Source organism: Streptomyces cellostaticus, from assembly GCF_023630175.1.
In the GTDB taxonomy this organism is placed as follows: domain Bacteria; phylum Actinomycetota; class Actinomycetes; order Streptomycetales; family Streptomycetaceae; genus Streptomyces; species Streptomyces cellostaticus_A.
Window position 1 is genome coordinate 34,166 of record NZ_JALLIN010000013.1, and the last position, 25,417, is coordinate 59,582.

22 protein-coding genes and 1 riboswitch are annotated in these 25,417 nt (G+C 70.8%); of the genes, 7 read left to right on the forward strand and 15 right to left on the reverse strand.

The genetic code is table 11. From position 1 onward, the window contains the following. Positions 1-64 precede the first annotated feature (64 nt). Together MXD57_RS10705 and MXD57_RS10710 are read left to right on the forward strand one after the other, a co-directional pair. The gene (locus tag MXD57_RS10705; RefSeq protein WP_250401117.1) at positions 65-808 is read left to right on the forward strand and encodes a rhomboid family intramembrane serine protease; all 744 of its coding nucleotides are present in this window, start codon (positions 65-67) and stop codon (positions 806-808) included. After that, the gene (locus tag MXD57_RS10710; RefSeq protein ID WP_250401118.1) at positions 805-1,086 is read left to right on the forward strand and encodes an Lrp/AsnC family transcriptional regulator; all 282 of its coding nucleotides are present in this window, start codon (positions 805-807) and stop codon (positions 1,084-1,086) included. The genes MXD57_RS10705 and MXD57_RS10710 overlap by 4 nt, the downstream gene beginning before the upstream one ends. A gap of 43 nt (positions 1,087-1,129) precedes the next feature. On the opposite strand, the gene MXD57_RS10715 is transcribed toward MXD57_RS10710, so the two are convergent. The 6 genes from MXD57_RS10715 to ctaE form a co-directional block, all read right to left on the reverse strand. Then, on the reverse strand, positions 1,130-2,500 hold the full coding sequence (locus tag MXD57_RS10715; protein WP_250401119.1) for an aminotransferase class V-fold PLP-dependent enzyme: 1,371 nt from the start codon (positions 2,498-2,500) through the stop codon (positions 1,130-1,132). Between the two features lie 182 nt (positions 2,501-2,682). Beyond that, positions 2,683-2,799, reverse strand: a riboswitch (SAM riboswitch). Positions 2,800-2,884: 85 nt separating this feature from the next. Next, positions 2,885-3,949, reverse strand: a complete 1,065-nt coding sequence (trpD, locus tag MXD57_RS10720) for an anthranilate phosphoribosyltransferase (RefSeq protein WP_250401120.1) — start codon at positions 3,947-3,949, stop codon at positions 2,885-2,887. A gap of 160 nt (positions 3,950-4,109) precedes the next feature. After that, positions 4,110-5,741, reverse strand: a complete 1,632-nt coding sequence (gene qcrB, locus MXD57_RS10725; RefSeq protein WP_250401121.1) for a cytochrome bc1 complex cytochrome b subunit — start codon at positions 5,739-5,741, stop codon at positions 4,110-4,112. Further along, positions 5,738-6,796, reverse strand: coding sequence for a cytochrome bc1 complex Rieske iron-sulfur subunit (qcrA, locus tag MXD57_RS10730; RefSeq protein WP_250401122.1), 1,059 nt, complete (start codon positions 6,794-6,796; stop codon positions 5,738-5,740). The genes qcrB and qcrA overlap by 4 nt, the downstream gene beginning before the upstream one ends. Next, a complete protein-coding gene (gene qcrC, locus MXD57_RS10735) occupies positions 6,793-7,605 on the reverse strand; it encodes a cytochrome bc1 complex diheme cytochrome c subunit (RefSeq protein ID WP_250401123.1) in 813 nt (270 codons plus the stop codon). The genes qcrA and qcrC overlap by 4 nt, the downstream gene beginning before the upstream one ends. A 59-nt stretch (positions 7,606-7,664) precedes the next feature. After that, a complete protein-coding gene (gene ctaE / locus MXD57_RS10740; protein WP_143636562.1) occupies positions 7,665-8,285 on the reverse strand; it encodes an aa3-type cytochrome oxidase subunit III in 621 nt (206 codons plus the stop codon). A 146-nt stretch (positions 8,286-8,431) separates the two neighbouring features. Here ctaE and MXD57_RS10745 point away from each other — a divergent pair, with 146 nt between their 5' ends. Continuing rightward, a complete protein-coding gene (locus tag MXD57_RS10745) occupies positions 8,432-8,833 on the forward strand; it encodes a hypothetical protein (protein ID WP_250401124.1) in 402 nt (133 codons plus the stop codon). A gap of 49 nt (positions 8,834-8,882) precedes the next feature. On the opposite strand, the gene MXD57_RS10750 is transcribed toward MXD57_RS10745, so the two are convergent. From MXD57_RS10750 to ctaC, 4 genes are all read right to left on the reverse strand, one after another. Next, complete coding sequence (locus tag MXD57_RS10750; protein WP_250401125.1) at positions 8,883-10,148, reverse strand: L,D-transpeptidase; 1,266 nt, start codon at positions 10,146-10,148, stop codon at positions 8,883-8,885. A gap of 141 nt (positions 10,149-10,289) precedes the next feature. Further along, a complete protein-coding gene (locus tag MXD57_RS10755) occupies positions 10,290-10,688 on the reverse strand; it encodes a cytochrome c oxidase subunit 4 (protein ID WP_250401126.1) in 399 nt (132 codons plus the stop codon). Continuing rightward, the gene (gene ctaD, locus MXD57_RS10760) at positions 10,685-12,418 is read right to left on the reverse strand and encodes an aa3-type cytochrome oxidase subunit I (RefSeq protein WP_250401127.1); all 1,734 of its coding nucleotides are present in this window, start codon (positions 12,416-12,418) and stop codon (positions 10,685-10,687) included. Before ctaD ends, MXD57_RS10755 begins: the two co-directional genes overlap by 4 nt. Next, complete coding sequence (gene ctaC, locus MXD57_RS10765) at positions 12,415-13,380, reverse strand: aa3-type cytochrome oxidase subunit II (protein WP_250401128.1); 966 nt, start codon at positions 13,378-13,380, stop codon at positions 12,415-12,417. The genes ctaD and ctaC overlap by 4 nt, the downstream gene beginning before the upstream one ends. Before the next feature lie 319 nt (positions 13,381-13,699). On the opposite strand from ctaC, the gene MXD57_RS10770 reads away from it, so the two are divergent. Further along, positions 13,700-15,082, forward strand: coding sequence for a cysteine desulfurase/sulfurtransferase TusA family protein (locus MXD57_RS10770; protein ID WP_250401129.1), 1,383 nt, complete (start codon positions 13,700-13,702; stop codon positions 15,080-15,082). A gap of 38 nt (positions 15,083-15,120) precedes the next feature. Here MXD57_RS10770 and MXD57_RS10775 read toward each other — a convergent pair whose 3' ends face one another. Further along, positions 15,121-16,095 (reverse strand): carbohydrate kinase family protein, encoded by a 975-nt coding sequence (locus tag MXD57_RS10775; RefSeq protein ID WP_250401130.1) that lies wholly within the window; start codon positions 16,093-16,095, stop codon positions 15,121-15,123. A gap of 128 nt (positions 16,096-16,223) precedes the next feature. Between MXD57_RS10775 and MXD57_RS10780 the strand changes: the two genes are divergently transcribed. Beyond that, the gene (locus MXD57_RS10780) at positions 16,224-16,433 is read left to right on the forward strand and encodes a hypothetical protein (RefSeq protein WP_250401131.1); all 210 of its coding nucleotides are present in this window, start codon (positions 16,224-16,226) and stop codon (positions 16,431-16,433) included. Positions 16,434-16,532: 99 nt separating this feature from the next. Next, positions 16,533-18,230 (forward strand): hypothetical protein, encoded by a 1,698-nt coding sequence (locus MXD57_RS10785; RefSeq protein WP_250401132.1) that lies wholly within the window; start codon positions 16,533-16,535, stop codon positions 18,228-18,230. A 157-nt stretch (positions 18,231-18,387) separates the two neighbouring features. Here MXD57_RS10785 and MXD57_RS10790 read toward each other — a convergent pair whose 3' ends face one another. After that, the gene (locus MXD57_RS10790; RefSeq protein WP_061919812.1) at positions 18,388-18,744 is read right to left on the reverse strand and encodes a HesB/IscA family protein; all 357 of its coding nucleotides are present in this window, start codon (positions 18,742-18,744) and stop codon (positions 18,388-18,390) included. A 265-nt stretch (positions 18,745-19,009) separates the two neighbouring features. On the opposite strand from MXD57_RS10790, the gene nadA reads away from it, so the two are divergent. Next, the gene (nadA, locus tag MXD57_RS10795; protein WP_250401133.1) at positions 19,010-20,194 is read left to right on the forward strand and encodes a quinolinate synthase NadA; all 1,185 of its coding nucleotides are present in this window, start codon (positions 19,010-19,012) and stop codon (positions 20,192-20,194) included. Positions 20,195-20,261: 67 nt separating this feature from the next. Here nadA and MXD57_RS10800 read toward each other — a convergent pair whose 3' ends face one another. From MXD57_RS10800 to MXD57_RS10810, 3 genes are all read right to left on the reverse strand, one after another. Continuing rightward, complete coding sequence (locus tag MXD57_RS10800) at positions 20,262-23,360, reverse strand: efflux RND transporter permease subunit (RefSeq protein ID WP_250401134.1); 3,099 nt, start codon at positions 23,358-23,360, stop codon at positions 20,262-20,264. Between the two features lie 159 nt (positions 23,361-23,519). Then, complete coding sequence (locus MXD57_RS10805; RefSeq protein ID WP_250401135.1) at positions 23,520-24,197, reverse strand: response regulator; 678 nt, start codon at positions 24,195-24,197, stop codon at positions 23,520-23,522. Further along, the gene (locus tag MXD57_RS10810) at positions 24,194-25,414 is read right to left on the reverse strand and encodes a sensor histidine kinase (protein WP_250401136.1); all 1,221 of its coding nucleotides are present in this window, start codon (positions 25,412-25,414) and stop codon (positions 24,194-24,196) included. Before MXD57_RS10810 ends, MXD57_RS10805 begins: the two co-directional genes overlap by 4 nt. Positions 25,415-25,417: the final 3 nt, after the last annotated feature.

The following is a 25,417-nucleotide window of genomic DNA, read 5'->3' on the forward strand; positions in this document are numbered from 1 at the left end:
TCCGTCCGCCCACGGCGGCGAGGCGGTCGTCGGCCCGCGTCCCGTTCCGTCATGCTCTGTAGTCATGATCCGCACCTGGGGCACGGCGGCCCGCGGGGCGTTCCGGGCGGTCCGGGGCGTGTCCGCGCCGATGACGTACGTCCTCCTCGTCCTGTGCGCCCTGATCTTCGTGCTCGGCCCGGCCTCCGGTCTCACCCCGGCGTACGGCTCGGGCGGGGCGCTGTTCACGGCACAGCGGGCGTACTTCCACCACTGGGGCGTGGTCCCGGCCGAGCTGTTCGCCCCGTCGGTCCGGGCGGCCCTGACCCCGGCCACGGCCCTGTTCGTGCACGGCAGCTGGGTGCACCTGCTCGGCAACATGCTCTTCCTGTTCGTCTTCGGGCTGATGACCGAGGAACGGATGGGCCGGGTGGAGTTCACCCTCTTCTACGTCGGCTGCGGATACCTGGCCCTGCTGGGCTACGCGGCCGCCAACGCCACCTCCGGGCAGTCGCTGGTGGGCGCCTCGGGGGCGATCTCGGCGGTCCTCGGAGCGTTCCTGTACCTGTTCCCACGTGCCCGTGTGACCAGTCTCCTCCCCTTCCTGTTCTTCCTCCCGCTGCGCTTCCCGGCCTGGGTCGTGCTGCCCTTCTGGGCGGCCCTGCAGTGGCTCGCGGCGGGCCGCGCCGGCCAGGGCCCCGGGGTCGCCTACCTCGCCCACCTGATCGGCTTCGGCCTGGGCTTCGGCTACACGTGGGCGCGCTACGGGCGGACTACTAGAGTGAAGTCCGCACCGGCCCCGGCACCCGAGGGAGAGACCCAGCCGTGATCACCGCGATCGTCCTGATCAAGACCAGCGTGGACCGGATCCCCGAGATCGCGGAGCAGATCGCTTCGCTGGATTCGGTGAGCGAGGTCTTCTCCGTCACCGGCACCTACGACCTGATCGCCATGGTGCGGGTGCGGGAGCACGAGGACCTGGCCGACGTCATCCCGGGGCGGATCAGCAAGATCCCCGGCGTGGAGGGCACCGACACGCACGTCGCGTTCCGCACCTACTCCCAGCACGACCTGGAGGCGGCGTTCGCGATCGGTCTCGACACGTGAACGCCGCCCGCCGGGTCTGTCGGCCCGGCGGTCCGCGCCCGGCTCAGGCCTGCTCGCGGACCGGCACGCAGCGTCCGTCCTCGGTGCGGTAGCGCCACCGCGCGCCGTCGCGGACCAGTTCCCGCACCGCGTCGACGAAGCGCTCGACGTGCTCGTCGGGGGTGCCCGCCCCGAAGCTGACCCGGACGGCGTTCAGGGACCTCTCGCCGGGCGCGGCCTCGGGCGCCCCGCACCCCCCCTCGGTCCGCGGGTCGCCGCCCAGCAGGACGCGGACCAGCGGGTGGGCGCAGAACAGGCCGTCGCGGACGCCGATGCCGTACTCGGCGGAGAGCGCGGCGGCGAAGTGGGAGCCGTTCCAGCCGTCGACGACGAAGGAGAGCACGCCGACCCGCGGCGCGTCGTCACCGAAGAGGGAGAGCACCCTGACCTGCGGCACCTCGGCGAGACCCGCCCGGAGCCGGGCGATCAGATGCTGCTCGCGGGCCACGAGGGCGTCCCAGCCGGTGTCGGTGAGGGCCCTGCAGGCGGAGGCGATGGCGTGGGCGCCGATGACGTTCGGGGAGCCGGCCTCGTGGCGCGCGGCGCTCTCGTGCCACTCCACGTCCACTCCCCCGTCCTCGCGCCGCGTGACCCTGCGGCTGGCGCCGCCGCCCGCGAGGTACGGCTCGGCGGTGGTCAGCCAGTCGGCTCGGCCGGCCAGCACGCCGGAGCCGAAGGGCGCGTAGAGCTTGTGCCCGGAGAACGCCACCCAGTCGACGTCCAGGTCCCTGACCGACACCGGGTGGTGCGGGGCGAGCTGGGCGGCGTCCAGGACGATCCGGGCCCCGTGCGCGTGGGCCGCGGCGGCCAGCTCGCGCACCGGCCACAGCTCCCCGGTGACGTTGGAGGCGCCGGTGACGCACACCAGGGCCGGGCCGTGCGGATCGCGGTCGGCGAGGGCCCGCTCCAGGGTCTCCACGGCCTGGCGCGGGGTGCGCGGCGCGTCGAGGACGGTCACCCCGGCGCCCTGCCACGGCAGCAGCGCGGCGTGGTGCTCGGTCTCGAAGACGAGGACCTCGCAGCCGGCCGGGAGCGCGCGGGCGAGGAGGTTCAGCGAGTCGGTCGTCGACCGGGTGAAGACCACCTGGTCGCTCTCCCGGCAGTCGAGGAAGCCGGCGACCGTCCGGCGGGCGTTCTCGAACAGGTCGGTGGAGAGCTGGGAGAGGTGGCCGGCGCCGCGGTGGACGCTGCCGTAGTAGGGCGCGTAGGCGGCGACGTCGTCCCAGACGCGCTGCAGGGCGGGGGCGCTGGCGGCGTAGTCCAGCGCGGCGTAGGCGACCTCGCCGCCCGTCACGACCGGGACGGTGACGTCACGGCCCAGAACGGGCAGCAGGCCGCAGAGGGTGGCGGGGGCGGCGGCGGTGGAGACGGACATGGGTGAACTCCCGTGAGGCAGGCGGGCGCCACCGTGCGAGCGGTACGGCTCGAAGCACGGCGGAAGGTGAAAAGGGGTACGCGGAGGCGGGGCTCTACGCCCTATCGCATTCGCTTGCTCACGGAAGGCTCCCTCGACGACCAGGACCCCTGGTCCCGCGCTCCTTCAGGAGCCGCGCGAGGGGTCCGCGCTTGCCGTGGACCTCGCTGCCCACGACCTGGTCCTCACCCGGGGCACCCCGCCACGGACGGAGGGTTGCCGGACAGCCGGCCGGGGCCGAATGGCTGTCACTCATGACCTGGTTCAGCATCCTGCCACACGATCTTCGGTGCGCAAGGCGCGGTCCGTCATCCGGACAGCGCCCCGCGTCGCACCGGGCGGGTGTCAGGCGTTGCTGGCCGCCACCCAGCGCTCCAGCGCCCGCTTCGCCGCCCCGCTGTCGATCGACTCCGCCGCCCTCGCCATGCCCGCGCGGAGCTGCTCGGCGAGCGGCTGGTCGGCCGGCCGCAGGGCGACCAGCGCCGCCGCCGAGTTCAGCAGCACCGCGTCCCGGACGGGTCCGTGCTCACCGTCCAGCACGCGCCGGGCCACCTCCGCGTTGTACGAGGCGTCGGCGCCGCGCAGCGCCTCCACGGGGACCAGCTCGATGCCGACGTCCCGCGGGTCGAAGCGCTCCTCGGCGACCCTGCCGTCCCGGACCACCCACACCCGGGACGTGGAGGTGGTGGTCAGCTCGTCCAGGCCGTCGTCGCCCCGGAACACCAGGGCGGAGTTCCCTCGCTCGGCGAGGACCCCGGCCACGATGGGCGCCATGCGCGGATCGGCCACACCGACCGCCTGGGCGCGCACCTTGGCCGGGTTGGTCAGCGGGCCGAGCACGTTGAAGGTGGTACGGATGCCCAACTGGCCCCGGGCCGCCGCGACGTGGCGCAGCGACGGGTGGAACTTCACCGCGAAGCAGATGGTGATGCCCGCCTCTTCGGCGACCTCGGCGACCCGCCGCGGGGTCAGGTTGAGATCGATGCCGAGCTTCTCCAGGACGTCGGAGGAGCCGGAGGCGGACGACGCGGCGCGGTTGCCGTGCTTGACGACCTTCGTGCCGGTGCCGGCGACGACGATCGACGACATGGTGGAGATGTTCACCGTCTTCGCGCCGTCGCCGCCGGTGCCGACGATGTCGACGGCCGGGCCGGGCACCTCGATCACGTTGGCGTGCTCGTACATGGTCCGCACGAGGCCGGTGATCTCCTGGACCGTCTCGCCCTTGGCCCGCAGCGCCACCATGAACCCGGCGATCTGGGCGTCGGTCGCCTCGCCCCGCATGATGCGGTCCATCGCCCAGGCGGTCTCGTCGGCGGACAGGTCCCGGCCGTCCAGCAGGCCGTTCAGCAGGGCGGGCCAGGAACGGCCCGCCGCGGTGTCGCCTCCAGCGGGGGTCACAGCGCTCATGGCCGCTCCTGGGTGTCGTCGCAGAACAGTTGCCCCCACCCTATCCAGCCCCGGACGCGGCGAAGGGCCCCGTCCTCCCCCAGGCTCTCGAACGAGCTCGAGCGGGGGGTACCCCCATCCGGACGGGGCCCTTCGACTGTGGCGTGGCGACGCTCGGGGATCAGTGGTGGCCGTGGCCGCTCGTGATCTCCCGGTATTCCTCGACGGTGGCCTTCGGGATCTGGTTGTCCTCGCCGTAGTAGGCGTTGCTGAGCTTGGTGCGCAGCTTCTCGGACCCCTTCACCTTGCGCTCGACACCGTTCTCGTCCACCGTCGGGCCGATCTCGGCCGGCTCGTACTGGTGGTGGGCGGTGAGGGTGTGGAGCTGCTCCTGGCTGAGCGGCTCGTGGATCTCGATGAACTCACCGTGCGGCAGGCGCTTGATGATGCCCGTCTCGCGGCCGTGCAGCACCTTCTCGCGGTCCCGGCGCTGCAGGCCGAGGCAGATCCGCTTGGTGACGATGAAGGCGATGACCGGTCCGGCGAAGAAGGCGATCCGGACGAACCAGGTGACCGCGTTCAGCGACAGGCTGAAGTGGGTGGCGAACAGGTCGTTGCCACCGCCGACCAGGCCGACCATGTACACCGTGATCCAGGCGACACCGAACGCGGTGCGCGTCGGGGCGTTGCGCGGGCGGTCCAGGATGTGGTGCTCGCTCTTGTCGCCGGTGACCCAGGACTCGATGAACGGGTAGAGCGCGATCACGCCGAGCACCAGGCCGAAGAGGACCAGCGGGATGAACACGCCCAGGACGAGCGTGTGACCCCAGAAGTTGATCTCCCAGCCCGGCATGTAGCGGACCAGACCCTCGGCGAAGCCCATGTACCAGTCGGGCTGGGCGCCCGTGGACACCTGGTCCGGACGGTAGGGGCCCATGGCCCAGATCGGGTTGATCTGGGTGACCGCGGCGATGGCCGCGATCACGCCGAAGACCAGGAAGAAGAAGCCTCCGGCCTTGGCCATGTACACCGGCAGCAGCGGCATGCCGACGACGTTCTTCTCGGTCTTTCCGGGACCCGCGAACTGCGTGTGCTTGTGGTAGAAGACCAGGATCAGGTGGCCCACCATCAGCCCGAGCATGATGCCCGGCAGCAGCAGGATGTGGATCGAGTAGAACCGGGCCACGAAGTCGTGGCCGGGGAACTCGCCGCCGAAGAGGAAGTACGAGATGTACGTGCCGACGATCGGCATGGACAGGATCGCACCCTCGGTGAAGCGCACACCGGTGCCGGAGAGCAGGTCGTCCGGGAGCGAGTAACCGGTGAAGCCGGTGAACATGCCCAGGACGAACAGCAGGAAGCCGAACAGCCAGTTGATCTCACGCGGCTTGCGGAACGCGCCGGTGAAGAACACGCGCATCATGTGCACGAACATGCCGGCGAGGAAGATCAGCGCGGCCCAGTGGTGGATCTGCCGGATGAGCAGACCACCGCGCACGTCGAAGGAGATGTGCAGGGTCGAGTTGAACGCCTCGGACATCAGCTGTCCCTGGAGCGGGACGTAGCTGCCGTGGTACTCCACCTCGTTCATCGACGGGTGGAAGAACAGCGTCAGGTAGACACCGGTCAGGATGATGATGAGGAAGCTGTACATGCAGACTTCGCCCAACATGAACGACCAGTGGTCGGGGAAGATCTTGCGCATGTTGGCCTTGGCCAGGGAGTAGATCCCCAGCCGGCCGTCGGCCCAGTCCGCGACCCGCTCGCCGGCCGGCGCCTTGCCGCGTCGCTCGTTGTTCTCGTTGGTGCTCATCCGCGCTCCCAGAATGCAGGACCGACGGGCTCCTCGAAGTCGCCGAGCGCCTGGAGGTAACCCTCGTCGTTCACGCCGATGCGGAGCTGCGGCAGGGCGTGACCGGCCGGGCCGAAGATCACTCGGGCACCGTCGGAGAGGTCGAAGGTGGACTGGTGGCACGGGCACAGGACGTGATGCGTCTGCTGCTCGTACAGCGAGATCGGGCAACCCACGTGGGTGCAGATCTTCGAGAAGGCGACGATGCCCTCGTGCGACCAGTCGAGCTCGCGCTTGTCCTTGATGTTGCCCGGCTGCAGCCGGATGATCATCAGAGCGGCCTTGGCGATCTCGTTCTGGAAGTCCTCGTCGGCCTCCTCCAGGCCCTCGGGCTTGGCGAAGGTGAGCGAACCGACCTGGACGTCCTCGGGACGCAGCGGCTGGTTCGTGTTCATGTTGACGAGGAGCTTGCCCTTGGCCCACAGGGTGTGCCGCAGCGAGGTGCCGGGCAGCGGGCCGAGGTCACGCAGCAGCACGACGCCGGAGAGCGGCACCAGGGTGAGCGCGCCGAGCATCGTGTTGCGGATCAGCTTGCGGCGGCCGAGCGCCGACTCCTTCGCGCCCTCCTTGAAGTCCGCGTGCACCTGCGCGCGGACCTCGGCCGGGGCCGCGATCGGGTGACGCTCGGCGGCGACCTCCACGTCGGACATCAGGGTGCGGGCCCAGTGGACCGCGCCCGCGCCGATGCAGAACAGGGCGGCGCCCAGGGTCAGGCCGAGCGCGAAGTTCAGCGCGCTGATGTGCCCGATCGGGAAGATGTAGACCGAGGTGTCGGGCGAGATCGTCACGTACGAGGCGATGAAGCCGACGGTGGCCAGCATCGAGACCGTGAACAGCATGGCGACGACGCGCTCGGACCGCTTCGCGGCCCGCTCGTCGATGTCCTGGATCCGGTGCTCGTGGGGCGGCAGCCCCGGGTCCGCGAACGGGTTGGCCTCGTCCGCGACGCTCACGGCGCCGTGCGCGTGGTCCTGCTCTGCGGGCAGGTTCTCTTCTGGAATGTCTTGGCTACTCATGACTTCTTGGCCTTTGCGGTCCGGGCGGCGACCCACACGGCAACCGCGATCAGTGCGCCGAGGCCGAAGATCCAGGCGAACAGACCCTCGCTGACCGGCCCGAGGCCGCCCAGCTCGAGGCCACCCGGGTTGACCGTCTCGTCACCGTTGACCGCGTTCAGGTACGCGATGATGTCCTTCTTGTTCTTCTCCGACATCGTGGTGTCGGGGAAGGACGGCATGTTCTGCGGGCCGGTCTGCATGGCCTCGTAGATGTGCTTGGGGTCCACGCCCTCGAGGCTCGGCGCGTACTTGCCCTTGGTGAGAGCACCGCCCTTGCCGGTGAAATTGTGGCACTGCGCGCAGTTGGTGCGGAAGAGCTCGCCGCCCTTGGCGATGTCCGCGCCCTCCGGGCCGTACTGCTGCTTCGTCGGCACGTTCGGGCCGGCGCCCAGCGACGCGACGTACGCGGCGAGCTGGTCGATCTGGGCCTGCGTGTACACGGGCTTCTTGCGCGGGATCTGCGCCATCTGCGAGGTGGAGGCGGGCATGCGGCCCGTCCCGACCTGGAAGTCGACGGCCGCGGCGCCCACGCCGACCAGACTCGGCCCGTCGGAGGAGCCCTTGCCACCGGTGCCGTGGCAGCTGGCGCAGCCGACCTCGTAGAGCTTCTTGCCCTCCTTGATGGTCAGGGACTGGGAGGTTTCATCGGCCTGTGCCTTGCTCGCGGGCGCGAACGCGGCGTACAGCCCCCCGGTGGCCGCCAGCGCGAGGAGTAGGACGACGACCGCCGCCAGCGGATGGCGTCGTCGTGCGGAGAGCTTTTTCACGGATTACCCCGGTGTCAGGATCTTCTGCGTCGATGCTGGATGTGCGGGAACGGTCCCGGCTACTTGATCAGGTAGATCGTGGCGAAGAGGCCGATCCAGACGACATCGACGAAGTGCCAGTAGTAGGACACGACGATGGCGGCGGTCGCCTGCTCATGCGTGAACCTCTTCGCCGCGTAGGTACGGCCGAGGACCAGCAGGAAGGCGATGAGACCGCCCGTCACGTGCAGCCCGTGGAAGCCGGTGGTCAGGTAGAACACCGAGCCGTACGGGTCGGAGGACAGGGAGATCCCGTCCTTCTTCACCAGCTCCGTGTACTCGTAGATCTGACCGCCGATGAAGATCGCGCCCATGATGAAGGTGAGGATGAACCAGCCACGGAGCTTCTTCACGTCCCCGCGCTCGGCGGCGAAGACGCCGAGCTGGCAGGTCAGCGAGGAGAGCACCAGGATCGTGGTGTTCGTGGCGGAGAACGGCACGTTGAGTGCCTCCGCCATCTCCTTCCAGTGCGCCGGTCCGGTCACCGACCGGAGGGTGAAGTACATCGCGAAGAGGGCCGCGAAGAACATCAGCTCGGAACTCAGCCAGATGATGGTTCCGACGCTGGTGAGGTTCGGTCGATTGACCGACGGGTGCGCGTGCCCGGTTTCTACTGTCGTTGCTGTCGCCACGACCGACATTATGTCGGTCGCTTATCCCGCCCTCACTCCGGGGGGTGCCGTTCGGAGTGTCTTGCCCCGCCGAACCGGTGTTGACGTGGTGTTCATGGGAGTAGCATCCGCCTCGAACGGCCCGGTCCGTACGACGTCGACGTCTCGGAGGAAGCATGCAGCCGACCGCCACAGTGCTGGTGTACAGCGACGACTCCAACACCCGCGAGCAGGTGCGGCTGGCCGCCGGACGGCGGCCCGCTCCGGACGTGCCGGCCGTGGAGTTCCTGGAGTGCGCGACGCCCGAGGCGGTGGTGCGCGAGCTGGACAAGGGCGGCATCGACGTGTGCGTGCTCGACGGCGAGGCCGTGCCGATGGGCGGCATGGGGGTGTGCCGGCAGATCAAGGACGAGGTGTTCGACTGCCCGCCCGTGCTGCTGCTCATGGGGCGGCCCCAGGACGCCTGGCTGGCCACCTGGAGCCGCGCGGACGCCGCTGTGACGCTTCCGGTGGAGCCGGTGGAGTTCGCCTCCGCCCTGGCGGCCCTGCTGCGTCGCAAGCGACTGCTGAGCGTCTGAGGGACGGTCCTGGGGCGCGGGGCGGGCCGTACCGCCCCGCGCCCCCGGGTCACAGGGCCACCGGCCGCAGCCGGGGGGCGTCGCGGGACGGTACCGCGGTGTCCGGTGTGCCGGACGTCAGGGCGCTGCCCGTGCGCCACTTGTTCCAGTCGAGGTTCCAGTCCCCGAAGCCGTTGCCGAAGGTCTCCATCGGGTCGCCGTTGGAGTTGACCACCTTGACGATGTCACCCGGATGGACGTTGTCGAAGAACCACTCGGCGTTGGACGTGCTCATGCCCGTGCAGCCGTGGCTGACGTTGGCGGAACCCTGGGAGCCGACCGACCAGGGCGCCGCGTGCACGTACTCGCCGGACCAGGTGACGCGGGTGGCGTAGTAGACGGGCAGGTCGTACGAGTCGGAGCTGCCCTCGGCGATCCCGACGGTGGTGCCGCGCATCCGTACGAAGTACTGCTTCTCCAGGACGACCTTGACCCCGTTGCGGGTCTCGAAGCCGGGCTTGCCCGTGGTGACCGGGATCTGCTCGACCGCCTGGCCGTTCTTGTAGAAGGTGAGCTGGTGCGTCGAGGCGTCCGTGATGGCCTCGATCCGGTCACCCGTTGTGATCTTCAACGCCTTCGCCTTGCCGCCCCAGAGCCGGTCGCCGACCTTCACGCCCTCCAGGTTGCTGTGGACCTGGACGGTGGCGTGGGCGGGCCAGTAGTCCTTGGGGCGGAAGTGGAGTTCCTTGTCGCTGACCCAGTACCAGGAGCCCTGCACGGCCGGCACGGAGTCCACGCGCAGGCCGCGCTCGACGACGGCCCGCTGCGCCTTGTCCTTGACCTCGCGGTCGAGCTGCGCGGTGATGGGCTGCCCGACGCCGTAGACACCCGCCTCGGGCCCGAACGTGACGTTCAGCCGCTGCTTGCTGGCGGGCTTGCTGGTGTCGAAGGTGAGGACCTTGCGCCCCGGCGCTCCGTCGTCGTCCTCGGTGCTGACGCGGACCGTGTAGTGGGCGTTCGCGGCCAGCGGGGAGATGCTGTGCCAGCGACTGCCGTCGGCGGCGAGTTCGCCCGCCACGAAGCGCCCTGTGGAGTCCTGGGCGGTCACGTCGGTGATCCGGCCCTCACCGCTCTCGGCGGTGATCTCCAGGGGCTTGTCCGGGTCGGCCTGCTTCCCGGCCTCGGTCGGGCCGTTGAAGGAGATCTCGTCCGCCGCGTCGTACGGACTGGCCGACAGGGGGTTGCCGTCCGAACCGCAGGAGGTGACGCCCGCGCCGAGGGCGATCACCAGCAACGCGCAGCTGACGACGGTGCGGGTCCGCGGAGTGTGATTCATGTGATCACGCTATGAGATGAAGACCTGGTTGGCGCGGCACGTAAGTCGTTCGGGTGATGCCCCGCGGCAAAAGCAGGAGCCCGGACCCTCCTGGTGGAAGGTCCGGGCTCCCGGCGCGCTCGGCGCGGGCGTCAACGCTCGCTACTGGGTGCGGTTCTCACCGTGGTAGTACTCGAACACCCAGCCGAACAGGCCGATGGCGATGATCGGCGCGGCGAAGTAGATCAGCCACCAGCCGACCGCGATGCTGAGGAAGGCGATCGCGCCGCCGACGCCCAGCATGAGCGGCTGCCAGCTGTGCGGGCTGAAGAAGCCCAGCTCGCCCGCGTCGTCCGCGACGTCGGCCTCCTTGTCGTCCTGGGCACCCGCGTCGACCCGCCGGGCGGTGAAGCCCAGGTAGAAGCCGATCATGATGGCCAGGCCGAAGGCCAGGAAGAGCGCCGTGGTGCCGGCCGGCTCCTTCGACCACACGCCGTACACGACGGCCATGATCAGGAGGAAGAAGCTCAGCCAGATGAACATCCGGCCCTGGATCTTCACTTGCCGGCCTCCTTCTCGCCCGCGATGGCGGTGCCGTGACCGGCGTGCTCGAGCTGCTCGAGCGCGACGATCTCGGGGTGGTGCAGGTCGAACGCCGGGGATTCACTGCGGATCCGCGGCAGGGTGAGGAAGTTGTGCCGCGGCGGCGGGCAGGACGTCGCCCACTCCAGCGAGCGGCCGTAGCCCCACGGGTCGTCCACGCCGACCGGCTTGCCGTACTTCGCCGTCTTCCACACGTTGTAGAGGAACGGCAGCATCGACAGGCCCAGCAGGAACGAGCTGATGGTGGAGATCGTGTTCAGGGCGGTGAAGCCGTCGGCCGCCAGGTAGTCGGCGTACCGGCGCGGCATGCCCTCGGCGCCCAGCCAGTGCTGGACCAGGAAGGTGCCGTGGAAGCCGACGAACAGCGTCCAGAAGGTGATCTTGCCCAGCCGCTCGTCCAGCATCTTGCCCGTCATCTTCGGCCACCAGAAGTGGAAGCCCGCGAACATGGCGAACACGACGGTGCCGAAGACCACGTAGTGGAAGTGGGCCACCACGAAGTACGAGTCCGAGACATGGAAGTCCATCGGCGGCGAGGCCAGGATGACACCGGTCAGACCACCGAAGGTGAAGGTGATCAGGAAGCCGACCGCCCAGAGCATCGGGGTCTCGAAGGACAGCGAGCCCTTCCACATGGTGCCGATCCAGTTGAAGAACTTCACCCCGGTCGGGACCGCGATCAGGAAGGTCATGAAGGAGAAGAAGGGCAGCAGCACACCGCCGGTGACGTACATGTGGTGCGCCCACACCGTCACGGACAGGCCGGCGATCGCGATGGTCGCCGCGACCAGGCCCATGTAGCCGAACATCGGCTTGCGGGAGAAGACCGGGATGACCTCGGAGATGATGCCGAAGAACGGCAGGGCGATGATGTACACCTCTGGATGGCCGAAGAACCAGAAGAGGTGTTGCCACAGCAGTGCGCCGCCGTTGGTGGCGTCGAAGACGTGCGCGCCGAACTTGCGGTCCGCCTCCAGGGCGAACAGCGCGGCCGCCAGGACCGGGAAGGCGAGCAGGACCAGCACGGCGGTCAGCAGCACGTTCCACACGAAGATCGGCATGCGGAACATGGTCATGCCCGGGGCGCGCATGCAGATGATCGTGGTGATGAAGTTGACCGCGCCGAGGATGGTGCCGAAGCCGGAGAAGGCCAGACCCATGATCCACATGTCGGCGCCCAGACCCGGGCTGCGGACCGCGTCCGACAGCGGGCTGTAGGCGAACCAGCCGAAGTCGGCAGCGCCCTGCGGCGTGAGGAAGCCGCCGACCGCGATGGTCGAGCCGAACAGGTAGAGCCAGTAGGCGAACATGTTCAGCCGCGGGAACGCCACGTCGGGCGCGCCGATCTGCAGCGGCATGATCCAGTTCGTGAAACCGGCGAACAGCGGCGTCGCGAACATCAGCAGCATGATCGTGCCGTGCATCGTGAACGCCTGGTTGAACTGCTCGTTCGACATGATCTGCAGGCCCGGACGGGCCAGCTCGGCGCGCATCAGCAGCGCCATCACGCCACCGATCAGGAAGAACGCGAACGAGGTGACCAGATAGAGCGTGCCGATCGTCTTGTGGTCGGTGGTCGTCAGCCACTTGACCACGAGGTTTCCGGGCTCCTTGCGCCTGACCGGCAGCTCGTTCGCGTACGAGTCCTCAGCTGCCGCGGCACCCTGGGGTTCGTTGAGGATGCTCACAGGTTGTTCGTCTCCCGGTTCTTCTCGTGGCTCGTCTGCGCGATGCCGGCGGGAATATAACCGGTCTGCCCCTTCTTGGCGAGGTCCTTGAGGTGCTGCTGGTAACGCTCGGGGGAGACGACCTTCACGTTGAACAGCATCCGGGAGTGGTCGACGCCGCAGAGCTCCGCGCACTTGCCGAGGAAGGTGCCCTCCTTGTTGGGGGTCACCTCGAAGGCGTTGGTGTGGCCCGGGATGACGTCCTGCTTCATCAGGAACGGCACCACCCAGAAGGAGTGGATGACGTCACGCGAGGTCAGGACGAAGCGGACCTTCTGCCCCTTGGGGAGCCAGAGGGTCGGGCCGGGGTTGCCCGTCTGCGGGTTCCGGGTGGCCGGGGTACCGACGTCGTAGACACCGCCGGCGTCGGCCGGGAAGGCGTTCTTGAACCGGTCCGGAATCGCGGACAGGTTCGGGTCGGTCTTGGCGTTGCCGGCCGAGCCGGGAACGTTCTCGATGTAGTTGAAGCCCCAGCTCCACTGGAAGCCGACCACGTTGACCGTGACGTCCGGCTTCTTGGAGAGGCTCAGGAGCTTCGTCTCGTCCCGGGCCGTGAAGTAGAACAGCACCGAGATGATGATGATCGGGACCACCGTGTACAGGGCCTCGATCGGCATGTTGTACCGGGTCTGCGGAGGTACCTCGACCTTGGTGCGGCTGCGCCGGTGGAACATGGCGCTCCACAGGATCAGGCCCCACACCAGCACGCCGACGGCGAGCGCAGCCGCCCAGGAACCCTGCCACAGGGAGAGGATCCGGGGAGCCTCTTCCGTGGTCGGGGTGGGCATACCAAGGCGGGGGAAGTCTTCCCAGTTGTACGAGCAACCGGTGGCTGTCGCCAGGACCAGGCCCGCGGTCAGTGCCTGCAGCAGCTTCCGCCGCATCGGGCGCCGCGGCGAGCGGTCGGAGCCGTTGGGACTCACGTAGCGCCTTCCCGAGAGTCTCGCCCGCGCTGTACGGCTGCGGCCTTCTCGCTGGTCGGTCGCCGCCCTGCGTCGGGCAGGGGTTTGGATGTTTATGCGGACCAAACCCTAGCCGACGCTCTTCGAGGGTTCGCGGGGAGGGTGCCATACGCGCCGCCGGTCACTCCGAAGAGGTGGGAAGGGGTGCCCAATGGCTCGGGTTGTCGGGGTTTGACCGCCGGACGCGGGCACGTCGCGGCTGGTCCCGCGCCCGTGGCGGGGCCGCGGCTCACCCCGGCCCCGCGCGCCCGTCCGCCGACCGGCGTTCTACCGTTGCCGTGTGGCCTACTTCGACTCCGCTTCAGCGGCTCCCCTTCATCCTGTCGCCCGGCAGGCGTTGTTGGCCTCGCTCGACGACGGGTGGGCCGATCCGGCCCGGCTCTACCGGGAGGGGCGGAAGGCGCGGATGCTGCTCGACGCGGCCCGGGAGGCGGTGGCCGAGGCCGTGGAGTGCCGGGCGGACGAGGTGGTGTTCGGCTCGTCCGGGACCTGGGCCGTGCACACGGGTGTCGCCGGGGCGCTGGCCGGGCGGCGGCGGGCGGGGCGCCACCTGATCGTGTCAGCCGTCGAACACTCCTCGGTCCTCCATTCGGCTGACGCGTTCGAGGCGGAGGGCGGCTCTGTCGACCGGGTGGCCGTGCAGCGCGGCGGGGCGGTGGACCCCTCGGTCTACGCCGCCGCTCTCCGGCCGGACACCGCGCTGGCCTGCCTCCAGTCGGCCAGTCACGAGGTCGGGACCGTCCAGCCGGTGGCCGAGGTGGCCGCGGCGTGCCGGGCCGCCGGCGTGCCGTTGCTGGTGGACGCCGCTCAGTCCCTGGCGTGGGGACCGGTCGAGGGCGACTGGTCGCTGCTGGCGGGCAGCGCGCACAAGTGGGGCGGCCCCCCGGGCGTGGGTCTGCTGGCCGTGCGCAAGGGGGTGCGGTTCGCGCCGCGAGGCCCGGTGGACGAGAGGGAGTCGGGGCGGGCGCCCGGTTTCGGGAACCTGCCGGCCATCGTGGCGGCCGCCGCATCCCTGCGGGCGGTACGGGCCGATGCGGCCCGGGAGGCGCTGCGGCTGCGGGAACTGACGGAGCGGATCCGGGCCCGGGTGCCGCGGCTGGTGCCGGATGTGGAGGTGGTGGGCGATCCGGAGCGACGGCTGCCGGGCATCGTCACCTTCTCCTGTCTCTATGTCGACGGAGAGGCCCTGCTGCACGGGTTGGACCGGGAGGGCTTCTCGGTGTCGTCCGGATCCTCGTGCACCAGCAGCACGCTGACGCCCAGCCATGTGCTGAGGGCGATGGGCGTGCTGAGCGAGGGGAACGTGCGCGTGTCCCTGCCGGTGGGGACCGCGGCGGAGGACGTGGAGCGGTTCCTCGAGGTGCTGCCCCGGGTGGTGGCGGAGGTCCGGGAGAAGCTGGGGGCCCCGTCGGCCGTGCCGGCCACGGCCGTGCGGGCGCGGGAGCTGGTCGTCGACTCCCTCGGCAAGCGCTGCCCGATCCCGGTCATCGAGCTGGCCAGGGTCTTCGGGGAGGTGCCGGTGGGCGGCACGGTCCGGGTCCTGTCGGACGACGAGGCGGCCCGCCTGGACATTCCGGCGTGGTGCGAGATGCGGGGCCAGGAGTACCTGGGCGAGGAGCCCGCGGAGCGGGGCTCGGCCCATCTGGTCCGCCGGGTGAGCTGACGAGGGGCGGGCGGGCCCGCCCCCCTCGTGGTGGGCGTTCAGCTCAGGTGCGCGCGTACCTCCTCGGCCGCGTCGTGCCCGTACGCCTTGGTGAACCGGTCCATGAAGTGGCCCCGGCGAAGCTGGTACTCCTGGGTGCCGACCGTCTCGATGACGAGCGTCGCCAGCATGCAGCCGACCTGGGCCGCGCGCTCCAGCGGGACACCCCAGGCCAGACCGGACAGGAAGCCGGCCCGGAAGGCGTCGCCGACGCCCGTGGGGTCGGCCTTGCGCTCCTCCTCGGCGCAGCCGACCTCGATCGGGTCCTCGCCGGACCGCTCGACGCGGACGCCGCGGGAGCCGAGGGTGGTGACCCGGTGGCCGACCTTGGCCAGGATCTCCGCGTCCGACCAGCCGGTCTTGGACTCGATGAGACCCTTCTCGTACTCGTTGGAGAACAGGTACGTGGCGCCGTCCAGCAGGATCCGGATCTCCTCGCCCTCCATGCGGGCGATCTGCTGGGAGAAGTCGGCGGCGAAGGGGATGTTCCGGGAGCGGCACTCCTCCGTGTGGCGGAGCATCGCCTCCGGGTCGTCGGCGCCGATCAGGACCAGGTCGAGGCCGCCGACGCGGTCGGCGACGGTCTTGAGTTCGATGAGGCGGGCCTCGCTCATCGCGCCGGTGTAGAAGGAGCCGATCTGGTTGTGGTCGGCGTCGGTGGTGCACACGAAGCGGGCGGTGTGCAGGGTCTCGGAGATCCGGACCGACTCGGTGTCGACGCCGTGGCGGTCCAGCCAGGACCGGTACTCGTCGAAGTCGAAGCCGGCGGCGCCGGCGAGGATCGGCTTCGTGCCGAGCTGACCCATGCCGAAGGCGATGTTGGCGCCGACGCCGCCCCTGCGGACGTCGAGGTTGTCGACCAGGAAGGAGAGCGAGACCGTGTGCAGCTGGTCCGCGACGAACTGGTCGGCGAAACGGCCGGGGAAGGTCATGAGGTGGTCGGTGGCGATGGAGCCGGTGACTGCGATGCGCACGGCGTGGACTCTCCTGTGGGAGGCAGCTTGACAGTTCACGCTACCCGGTTGGCGCGGGACACTGAAGCAGGCGAAACTACCCGATAGTAGGTCTTTGTTCATCGTTCCCACGTGCTTACGGTGCCGCCATGACGAAGCTCGAGGTTCCCACGTACGCTCCCGCCGAACTCGACGGCGACCTGGCCTCCCTGCGCGGGGACTGCGCCCGGATGGCCCCGCGCTGGGCGCCGCCGACGCATGCGGGCCCCGGTCCGGTGCCGCCCTCGCTGATCCACGGTGTGACGGTGCCGGCACGGTCCGCTCGGCTGCTGGACTCCATGTCCGACTACGGCGACTGAGCCGGCGCGCGCGGGCGGGAACCGTGCGCTCCTTCGGCGCGTCCCATCGGCGTTCCCCCTGCCGGGAACGCGGGACACGAGCCAGCGAGGAGCGATGCGGTGAACACCGAGCGACCCGAGAACCCCGAGGACCCCAGGGACCCCGCCGAGCCGGAGGTCTCGGGCCCCGGGACGGCCGGGACCGGCGAGGCGGCGGACGGCGCGGCCGGTGAGGCCCGCGCGGCGGCCGCCCAAGACTCCGCCGAGGCCCCCGACCGGGACGACGCCGGGGGCGCCGGCGCGGCCCGCGCCGAGGCCGGCGAGGCCACCGGTGGGGTCGGCCGGGTCGCCGACGGGGACGGGGACGGGGGCGAGTGGGCCCGGCGGAGCCGCTCGCGGGCGGTGATCGTCTCGGTCGCCGCGGCGGTCCTGCTGGTGGGGGGCGGGAGCGCGTACCTCGCCGCCGCCGGCGGCGGTTCCGGCTCCCGCGCGGAAGCGGGCGCCTCCGGTGGGGGCGCGACCCCCTCGCCGCTCCACCTGGACGGGTGGACGCGGGGCGGCACGGGGGGCATCGCGCCCGGGGAGCCGAATCCGTACGGCGCGAGGTATGTGGCGGTGGGCGAGCTGCCGGACGGCCCCGGCTCGGCACCGGTGTACCTGCCCGGGGACGAGGTCGGCAGGGACCGGGTGGCCCGGCTGGCGAAGGCGCTCGGGGTCGACGGGGCGCCGGTGGCCGAGGGGCGTGGGTGGCGGGTCGGCGGGAAGGACGGCTCCGGGCCGGTGCTGCGGGTGAACCGGGACGCCCCGGGCGACTGGACCTACAGCCGGTACGCGCCCGGCACCGACAACTGCCGCAAGGTGGCGGTCTGCGCGCACGACCCGGCCGCTCCGGCCGCCGATCCGGTGAGCGTGGCCGACGCCGAGAAGGCGGCGGCGCCGGTACTGAAGGCGCTGGGCCTGGACGACGCCAGGATCGACGCGAGCACGGTCATGGGTGCGCAGCGGGTGGTCGACGCGGACCCGGTGGTGGGCGGGCTGCCCACCGACGGTCTGACGACCGGGCTGACCGTGGACGCGAAGGGTGAGCTGGCCGGCGGTCACGGGCAGCTCGCGGCTCCGGTCAGGGGCGACACGTACCCGGTGCTCGGCGCGGCCAGGACGCTTGAGCTGATGAACGAGGAGCCGAGGAGCACGCACCGCATGGGGATCGGCGGCTGCGCCAGTCCGGTGCCGCTGAAGGACCGCGACGAGCAGCCGTGCGGCGCGTCCACATCGGTGCCGAAGGCCGCCGACGAGATGAAGGTGGAGAAGGCCGTGTTCGGGCTGGCCGCCCGCTCGTCCGACGGCCGGCAGGTGCTGGTACCGGCGTGGCTGTTCGAGGTGCGGGGCCCGGCGGCGGACGGCGACTTCACGGTGGCGTACCCGGCCGTCGACCCGGAGTACCTGGTCGCCCGTTCCGCGGCCACCGCACCCGACGCACCGTCCCCGACGCGCGGGGCGGCCTCCGCCGGGCCGGGCGCGAGGCACCGGAGCGTGCCGGCGGACGGCTACAGCGCCCACGGCCGTGAACTGAGGGTGAGCTTCACGGGCGGGATGTGCTCGGACTACCGGGCGGCGGCGAAGGAGAGCGCGGGCCGGGTGACGGTGACGGTGACGGAGAGCTCACGGCCGGGCGAGATGTGCGTCGCCATGGGCAAGCTGTACACCGAGACCGTGCGCCTCGACGCACCGCTCGACGGCCGCGCGGTGGTCGGCGACGACGGCCGGCGGCTCCCCGCGGCGAAGCGGGCGGAGCCGCGTCCGCAGGCGTCCCGTTAGTGCAGCGCCAGCCGAGGTCTGCGCGTCGAGGAGCGGCGTCCGGTGGGTGCCGGCGCGGCACCGGTGCCGTGACCGGAAGGGTGCACCGGCTCGCGACCGACGAAGCGGCGGCCCCCGGTGTGGGGGCCGCCGCTTCGTCCGTCAGGTCGTGGCGGGTTCAGCTGAAGGAGTCACCGCAGGCGCAGGAGCCCGTGGCGTTCGGGTTGTCGATCGTGAAGCCCTGCTTCTCGATCGTGTCCACGAAGTCCACGGTGGCGCCACCGAGGTACGGAGCGCTCATGCGGTCGGTGACGACCTTGACCCCGCCGAAGTCCTTCACCACGTCGCCGTCGAGCGAACGCTCGTCGAAGAAGAGCTGGTAGCGCAGGCCGGAGCAGCCGCCGGGCTGGACGGCGACCCGCAGGGCCAGGTCGTCGCGGCCTTCCTGGTCGAGCAGGGCCTTGACCTTCGACGCCGCGGCGTCGGTCAGGATGATGCCGTCGGTGACGGTGGTGGTCTCGTCCGATACGGACATCTACATCTCTCCCGGGTTGTACGGAGACTGCTTGCCGACGAGTGCAACCGGCGTTTCCGCGGATTCATTCCGGGCCGGGCATTCGCGTGGTCGCGCTTGTTGGTTCTCTCTTCATGCTCGCACACGCGCGTGGACACGGACAGCGGCCCGTGGAGCGACCCGGGCGGGATTCACGTCACATGGACACTATGGCCATCGTCAAAGTGACGTGAAGCGGTTATCATAGATAGCGTCAGTTAGACGAAAAGTAGAAAGGGTGCGTGTCGTGACCACCGCCCAGACCCCGGAACTCGACGTACAGCCGACTCCGCTCGCCCTGCTGCTGCTCGGCCGCGAGGCCGACCCCAGGAGCGAGCGGGGCGTCGAGTGCCCCGGCGACCTGCCCTCGCCGTCCGACCCGGACCTGGTGACGCGCGCCCGCGTGGCCAAGGAGAAGCTCGGCGACAAGGTCTTCGTGCTCGGCCACCACTACCAGCGCGACGAGGTCATCCAGTTCGCCGACGTCACGGGTGACTCCTTCAAGCTGGCCCGGGACGCGGCCGCGCGCCCGGAGGCCGAGTACATCGTCTTCTGCGGTGTGCACTTCATGGCCGAATCGGCGGACATCCTGACGTCGGACGACCAGAAGGTGGTCCTGCCCGACCTGGCGGCCGGCTGCTCCATGGCCGACATGGCCACCGCCGAGCAGGTCGCCGAGTGCTGGGACGTGCTGACCGAGGCCGGCGTGGCCGACGACGTGGTGCCGGTCTCGTACATGAACTCCTCGGCGGACATCAAGGCGTTCACCGGCAGGCACGGCGGCACCATCTGCACCTCGTCCAACGCCAAGCAGGCCCTCGACTGGGCCTTCGAGCAGGGCGAGAAGGTCCTCTTCCTGCCCGACCAGCACCTGGGCCGCAACACCGCGGTGCGGGACATGGGCATGTCCCTGGACGACTGCGTGGTCTACAACCCGCACAAGCCGAACGGCGGGCTGACCGCCGAGGAGCTGCGCGCCGCGAAGATGATCCTGTGGCGCGGCCACTGCTCGGTGCACGGCCGCTTCAGCCTGGACTCGGTGAACGACGTCCGGGAGCGCATCCCGGGGGTGAACGTCCTGGTCCACCCCGAGTGCAGGCACGAGGTCGTGGCCGCCGCCGACCACGTCGGCTCGACCGAGTACATCATCAAGGCGCTCGAGGCCGCCCCGGCCGGCTCCAAGTGGGCCATCGGCACGGAGCTGAACCTGGTCCGCCGGCTGGCGAACCGTTTCGCTCCCGAGGGCAAGGAGATCGTCTTCCTCGACAGGACGGTCTGCTTCTGCTCGACCATGAACCGCATCGACCTGCCCCACCTGGTCTGGGCGCTGGAGTCCCTGGCCGAGGGCAACCTGGTCAACCGGATCGAGGTCGACCAGGAGACGGAGGCGTTCGCCAAGCTCGCCCTGGAGCGGATGCTGGCGCTGCCGTAACGGGTTCACCGGCGCACGGCGCGGGGCCCGGTCCACCGAAGACGTGGACCGGGCCCCGCCCTGTGCTTCACACGCCCGCGGTCTCCGGCACCTCGGGCTCCGGCTCCCGCTCGGCCGCCTTCTTCTTCGCGCGCCGCTCCTTGCGGAGCTCGAGCATCGCGTAGAGCGTCGGGACCAGCAGGAGGGTCAGCAGGGTCGAGCTGATCAGGCCGCCGATGACGACGACCGCCAGCGGCTGGGCGATGAAGCCGCCCTCGCCGGTGATCCCCAGCGCCATCGGGAGCAGGGCGAAGATGGTCGCCAGCGCCGTCATGAGGATCGGGCGCAGCCGGTGCCGGCCGCCCTCGATCACGGCCTCCACGACGCCGTGCCCCTGCCCGCGGTACTGGTTGATCAGATCGATCAGCACGATCGCGTTGGTCACCACGATGCCGATCAGCATCAGCATGCCGATCATGGCCGGGACACCCATCGGAGTGCCCGTGGCCACCAGCAGGCCGATCGCGCCGGTGGCCGCGAACGGGACGGACACCAGCAGGATCAGCGGCTGCACCAGCGACCGGAACGTCGCCACCAGCAGCATGAAGACGATCGCGATCGCCGCCAGCATGGCCAGACCCAGGTTCTTGAACGCGTCGTCCTGGTCGGAGGAGACTCCGCCGATCTCGGCCGTCGCTCCCGCCGGGAGCTTCAGGGCCTTGATCCGCGACTGGAGCTGGGCGCTGACCGCGCCGGTGTTGTCACCGGTCGGCCGGGCCGTGACGGTCGCGGCGCGCTGACCGTCGATGCGGGTCATCGACACCGGTCCGTCCACCACCTTGACGGTGGCGACGTCACCGAGCTTCACCGGGCCCAGGCGCAGCGCCTTGAGCTGGGCGAGGGTGGTGGCGGGCTTGGCCGACCCCACGACGACGTCGCGCTCGGTGTCGTCGAGGATCGCGTGCGCGACCGTCGTGCCGCGCACGGCCTGTGCGACCGCGGCGCCCAGCTTCTGGTCGTCGAACCCGGCCGCGGCCGCCCTGGAGTCGGCCCTGACCGAGATCCGCGGCACGCTCTGGGCCAGATCGCTGGTGACGTCGGTGACGTCGTCCAGACCGGCCACGGTGGAGCGGACCCGTTCGGAGGCCTCGCGCAGCACGCCGGCGTCGGAGGCCTTCACCACGACGCGCAGGTCCTGGCTGCCGAAGCCGTCACCGGCGGAGACCGTGGTCGTGCCGATGCCGTCGAGCTTGCCCAGGCCGTCCTCGAGGTGCTTCTGCACGTCGTCGTAGGACGCCGAGTCCTTCAGCATGACCTGGTACGACGCCTGGTTGGTGTCGGTGCCGCCGCCGAAGGCCGCCATGAAGCCGGAGGAGCCGACGGTGACCTGGTAGTCCTTGACGCCGTCGGTGGAGGCGAGCAGCCTCTCCACCTTCCTCGCCTGCGCGTCCGTGGCCGCGAGGCCGGTGCCGGGCCTGAGCTTCTGCTTGACCGTGAGGACCTCCTGCTCGCCCTGGTCGAAGAAGTTCGTCTTCAGCAGCCCGGACATGCCGAACGTGACGACCAGGACGGCCACCGCGATCAGCACGCTGGTGAGCCGGCGGCGGGTGGCGAAGCGCAGGACGGGGACGTAGACCCGCTGGAGGCGGCTCCTGGCCTCCTTCTCCTCGGCCAGCCGGCGCGCCTCGTGGGCGTCCTCGGGGGTGCCCTTGGGTGCGCGCAGGAACCAGTACGACAGGACCGGCACGACGGTCAGCGACACCAGCAGCGAGGCGAGCAGGGCCGCGGTCACGGTGATGCTGAACGAGCCGAACAGGGCGCCCACCATGCCGCCGACCAGACCGATCGGCAGGAACACGGCGACCGTGGTGAGGGTCGAGGAGGTGACCGCGCCGGCCACCTCGCGCACCGCGGCGAGAATCGCCTCGCGGCGCTCCTCGCCGTAGCCGAGGTGCCGTTTGATGTTCTCCAGGACCACGATCGAGTCGTCGACGACACGGCCGATGGCGATGGTCAGCGCGCCGAGCGTGAGCATGTTCAGCGACAGGCCGCGGGTCCACAGCACGATGAGCGCGAGGACCACCGACAGCGGGATGGACACCGCCGTGACCAGCGTCGAGCGGACCGAGGCCAGGAAGACCAGGATGATCAGGACCGCGAAGAGCAGGCCCAGCGCGCCCTCCGTCGTCAGGCCCTCGATGGACTTGGACACGGCCGGGCCCTGGTCGCTGACGACCGTGAGCCGGGCGTCCGAGCCGAGGTCCGCCCGCAGGCCGGGGAGCTTGTCCCGGACGGCGTCGGAGATGGAGACCGCGCTGCCGTCGTGGTCCATGGTGACGGTGACGGCGAGGCTGGGCCGCCCGTCGGTGCGGGTGATGGAGTCCGCCGGGGCCGGCCGCTGCCCGACGGTGGCCACGTCACCGAGGCGCACGGGCCGGTCCGCGCCCTGGCCGGCGACCCGGAGGTCCTCGATCTGCTTCAGCGAGGTGAAGCCGCCGCCGACCTGGACGGTGCGGTTGGCGCCGTCCTCGTCGAAGGAACCGGCCGGCACGGTCGCTCCCCCGGCCTGGAGGGCCTGGCCCAGGGCGGCGGGGGTGAGCCCCGCCTTCGCCAGCTTCGCGTCGTTCGGGGTGACGGCGACCTGCAGGTCCCGCGCGCCGGTGACCTGGACCCGGCCGACGCCGTCGATCTCCTTCAGGGCCGGTACGACGGTGGTGCCGATCTGGTCGGCGAGGGCCTGCTGGTCCTTGCCGGAGGTGACGGCGAGGACCACGGTCGGCATGTCGTCCGTGGAGCCGGAGACGACCTGCGGGTCGACACCGTCCGGAAGCTGGTTGCGGGCCCGGTTCACGGCCTGCTGGACGTCGGAGACGAGCCGTTCGGTGTCGTTGCCGTAGTCGAAGGACGCCATGATCACCGCGTGGCCCTCACTCGCGGTGGAGGTGACCGCGGTGACACCGTCGACGCCCTGGAGGTTGTTCTCGATGGGCTCGACGACCTGCTTCTCGACGACGTCGGGCGACGCGCCCTGGTACGGCGCGATGACCGAGACCATGGGCAGTTCGATGGTGGGCAGCAGTTGCTGCTTGATCTGCGGTATCGCGATCAGCCCGAAGACGAGCGCGATGAGCGACATCAGGCCGATCAGGGCCCGTTGGGCGAGGCTGAATCTCGACAGCCAGGACATGGGTCAGGGGTCTCTCTTCTGTGAGCGGCAGAAGCTGCTGCGGGACGCGGACGAGCGCCCACCCGACCACCCTGGGCCATACCGGAGGGCGATTCCGTAGCCCCCAGGTCCATTTCCTTATCCGGTTCCTACTCCGCGCGCAGTAGACGCGGGTGGAGGTCAGTCCATCCTCGGACGTACCAGGCCCGACTCGTAGGCGATGACGACGAGCTGGGCCCGGTCCCGGGCGCCCAGCTTGGCCATGGCCCGGTTGACGTGCGTCTTCACGGTCAGCGGGCTGACCTGGAGGCGTTCGGCGATCTCGTCGTTGGAGTGGCCGCCGGCGACCTGCACCAGGACCTCGCGCTCCCGGCCGGTGAGCGCGCCGAGCCGCGCGGCGCGGGCGGGGTCGCGGCCGTCGTCGTCGCCCTGGGCCAGGAAGCGGGCGATCAGGCCCTTGGTGGCGGCCGGGGAGAGCAGCGCCTCGCCGCCGGCGGCGACCCGGATCGCGTTCAGCAGGTCCTCGGGTTCGCTGCCCTTGCCGAGGAAGCCGGAGGCTCCGGCGCGCAGCGACTGCACCACGTAGTCGTCGACCTCGAAGGTGGTCAGTATGACCACGCGGACCTGGGCGAGGGCGGGGTCGGCGCCGATCAGGCGGGTGGCGGCGAGGCCGTCCGTGCCGGGCATCCGGATGTCCATGAGGACGACGTCGGCGCTGCGCTCCTTGGCCAGCCGGACCGCCTCGGCTCCGTCGGACGCCTCGCCCACCACCTCCATGTCGGGCTCGGAGTCGACCAGCACCCGGAACGCGCTGCGCAGCAGGGCCTGGTCGTCGGCGAGCAGGACACGGATCGTCATGCGGTCTCCCCCGGAGCCGTCGTGCGGGTCGTGACCGGCAGGATCGCATGGACGCGGAAGCCGCCGCCGTGGCGGGGCCCGGTGGTCAGGGTGCCGCCGACGGCGGTGACCCGCTCCCGCATGCCGAGCAGCCCGTGGCCGCCGCCGTCGCCGGGCTCACCGTCCGCGCCCGCGCCGTCGTCCACCACGGTGATCTCGATGTTCCCGCCGACGCGCACGACGCTGACCTCGGCCCTGACCGAGGTGCCCGCGTGCTTGCGGACATTGGTCAGGGCCTCCTGGATGCACCGGTAGGCGGCCAGGTCCACGGCGGCCGGGAGTTCGGTGCCGTGATCGGTGCGGGCCACCTCGACCGGCAGTCCGGCGCTGCGGAAGGTGCCGGCGAGGTCGTCGAGGCGGCTGAGGCCGGGGGCGGGCTCGGTAGGCGCCTCGGGGTCCCCGGACTGGCGCAGCAGGCCGACGGTGGCGCGCAGTTCGTCGAGGGCGCTGCGGCTGGCCTCGCGGACGTGGGCGAGCGCCTCCTTGGCCTGGTCGGGCCGCCGGTCCATGACGTGCGCGGCGACTCCGGCCTGCACGTTGACCAGGGCGATGTGATGGGCGACGACGTCGTGCAGGTCGCGGGCGATGCGCAGCCGCTCCTCGGCGACCCGGCGGCGGGCCTCCTCCTCACGGGTGCGCTCGGCGCGTTCGGCGCGCTCCCGGATGGCCTGCACGACGGCGCGGCGGCTGCGTACCGCGTCCCCGGCGGTGGCCCCGATGCCGGTCCAGGCGAGCAGGCCCAGGTTCTCCTGGGCGTACCAGGGCAGGGGGCCGGCGAGCATCGCGGCGGCGGTCAGCACGGTCATCGTGAGCAGGCCGACGCGCCAGGTGGTGGTGCGGTCGGTGGTCGCGGCGACGGTGTACAGGGCGACCACGGCGGCCATCGCGACGGGGGCGCGCGGGTCCCCGGTCAGCGACTCGACCAGGGAGATGGTGCCGGTGACGGCGAGAACGCCTTTGGGGAAGCGGCGGCGCAGCACCAGCGCGGCGGCGGCGAGCACCATCAGGACGAGGCCGAGCGGGTCCGGGGTGCGCATCCCCCAGGTGACGCCGTTCGCGCCGCGGGGCACCGCGAAGGAGCCGGCGACCATGCACGCCAGCACGCCCGCCGCGATGGCCGCGTCCAGCGCGAGGGGGTGGGCCCTGAGGCTGCACCGGGCGCGTTCGAGAGTGCTCACCCG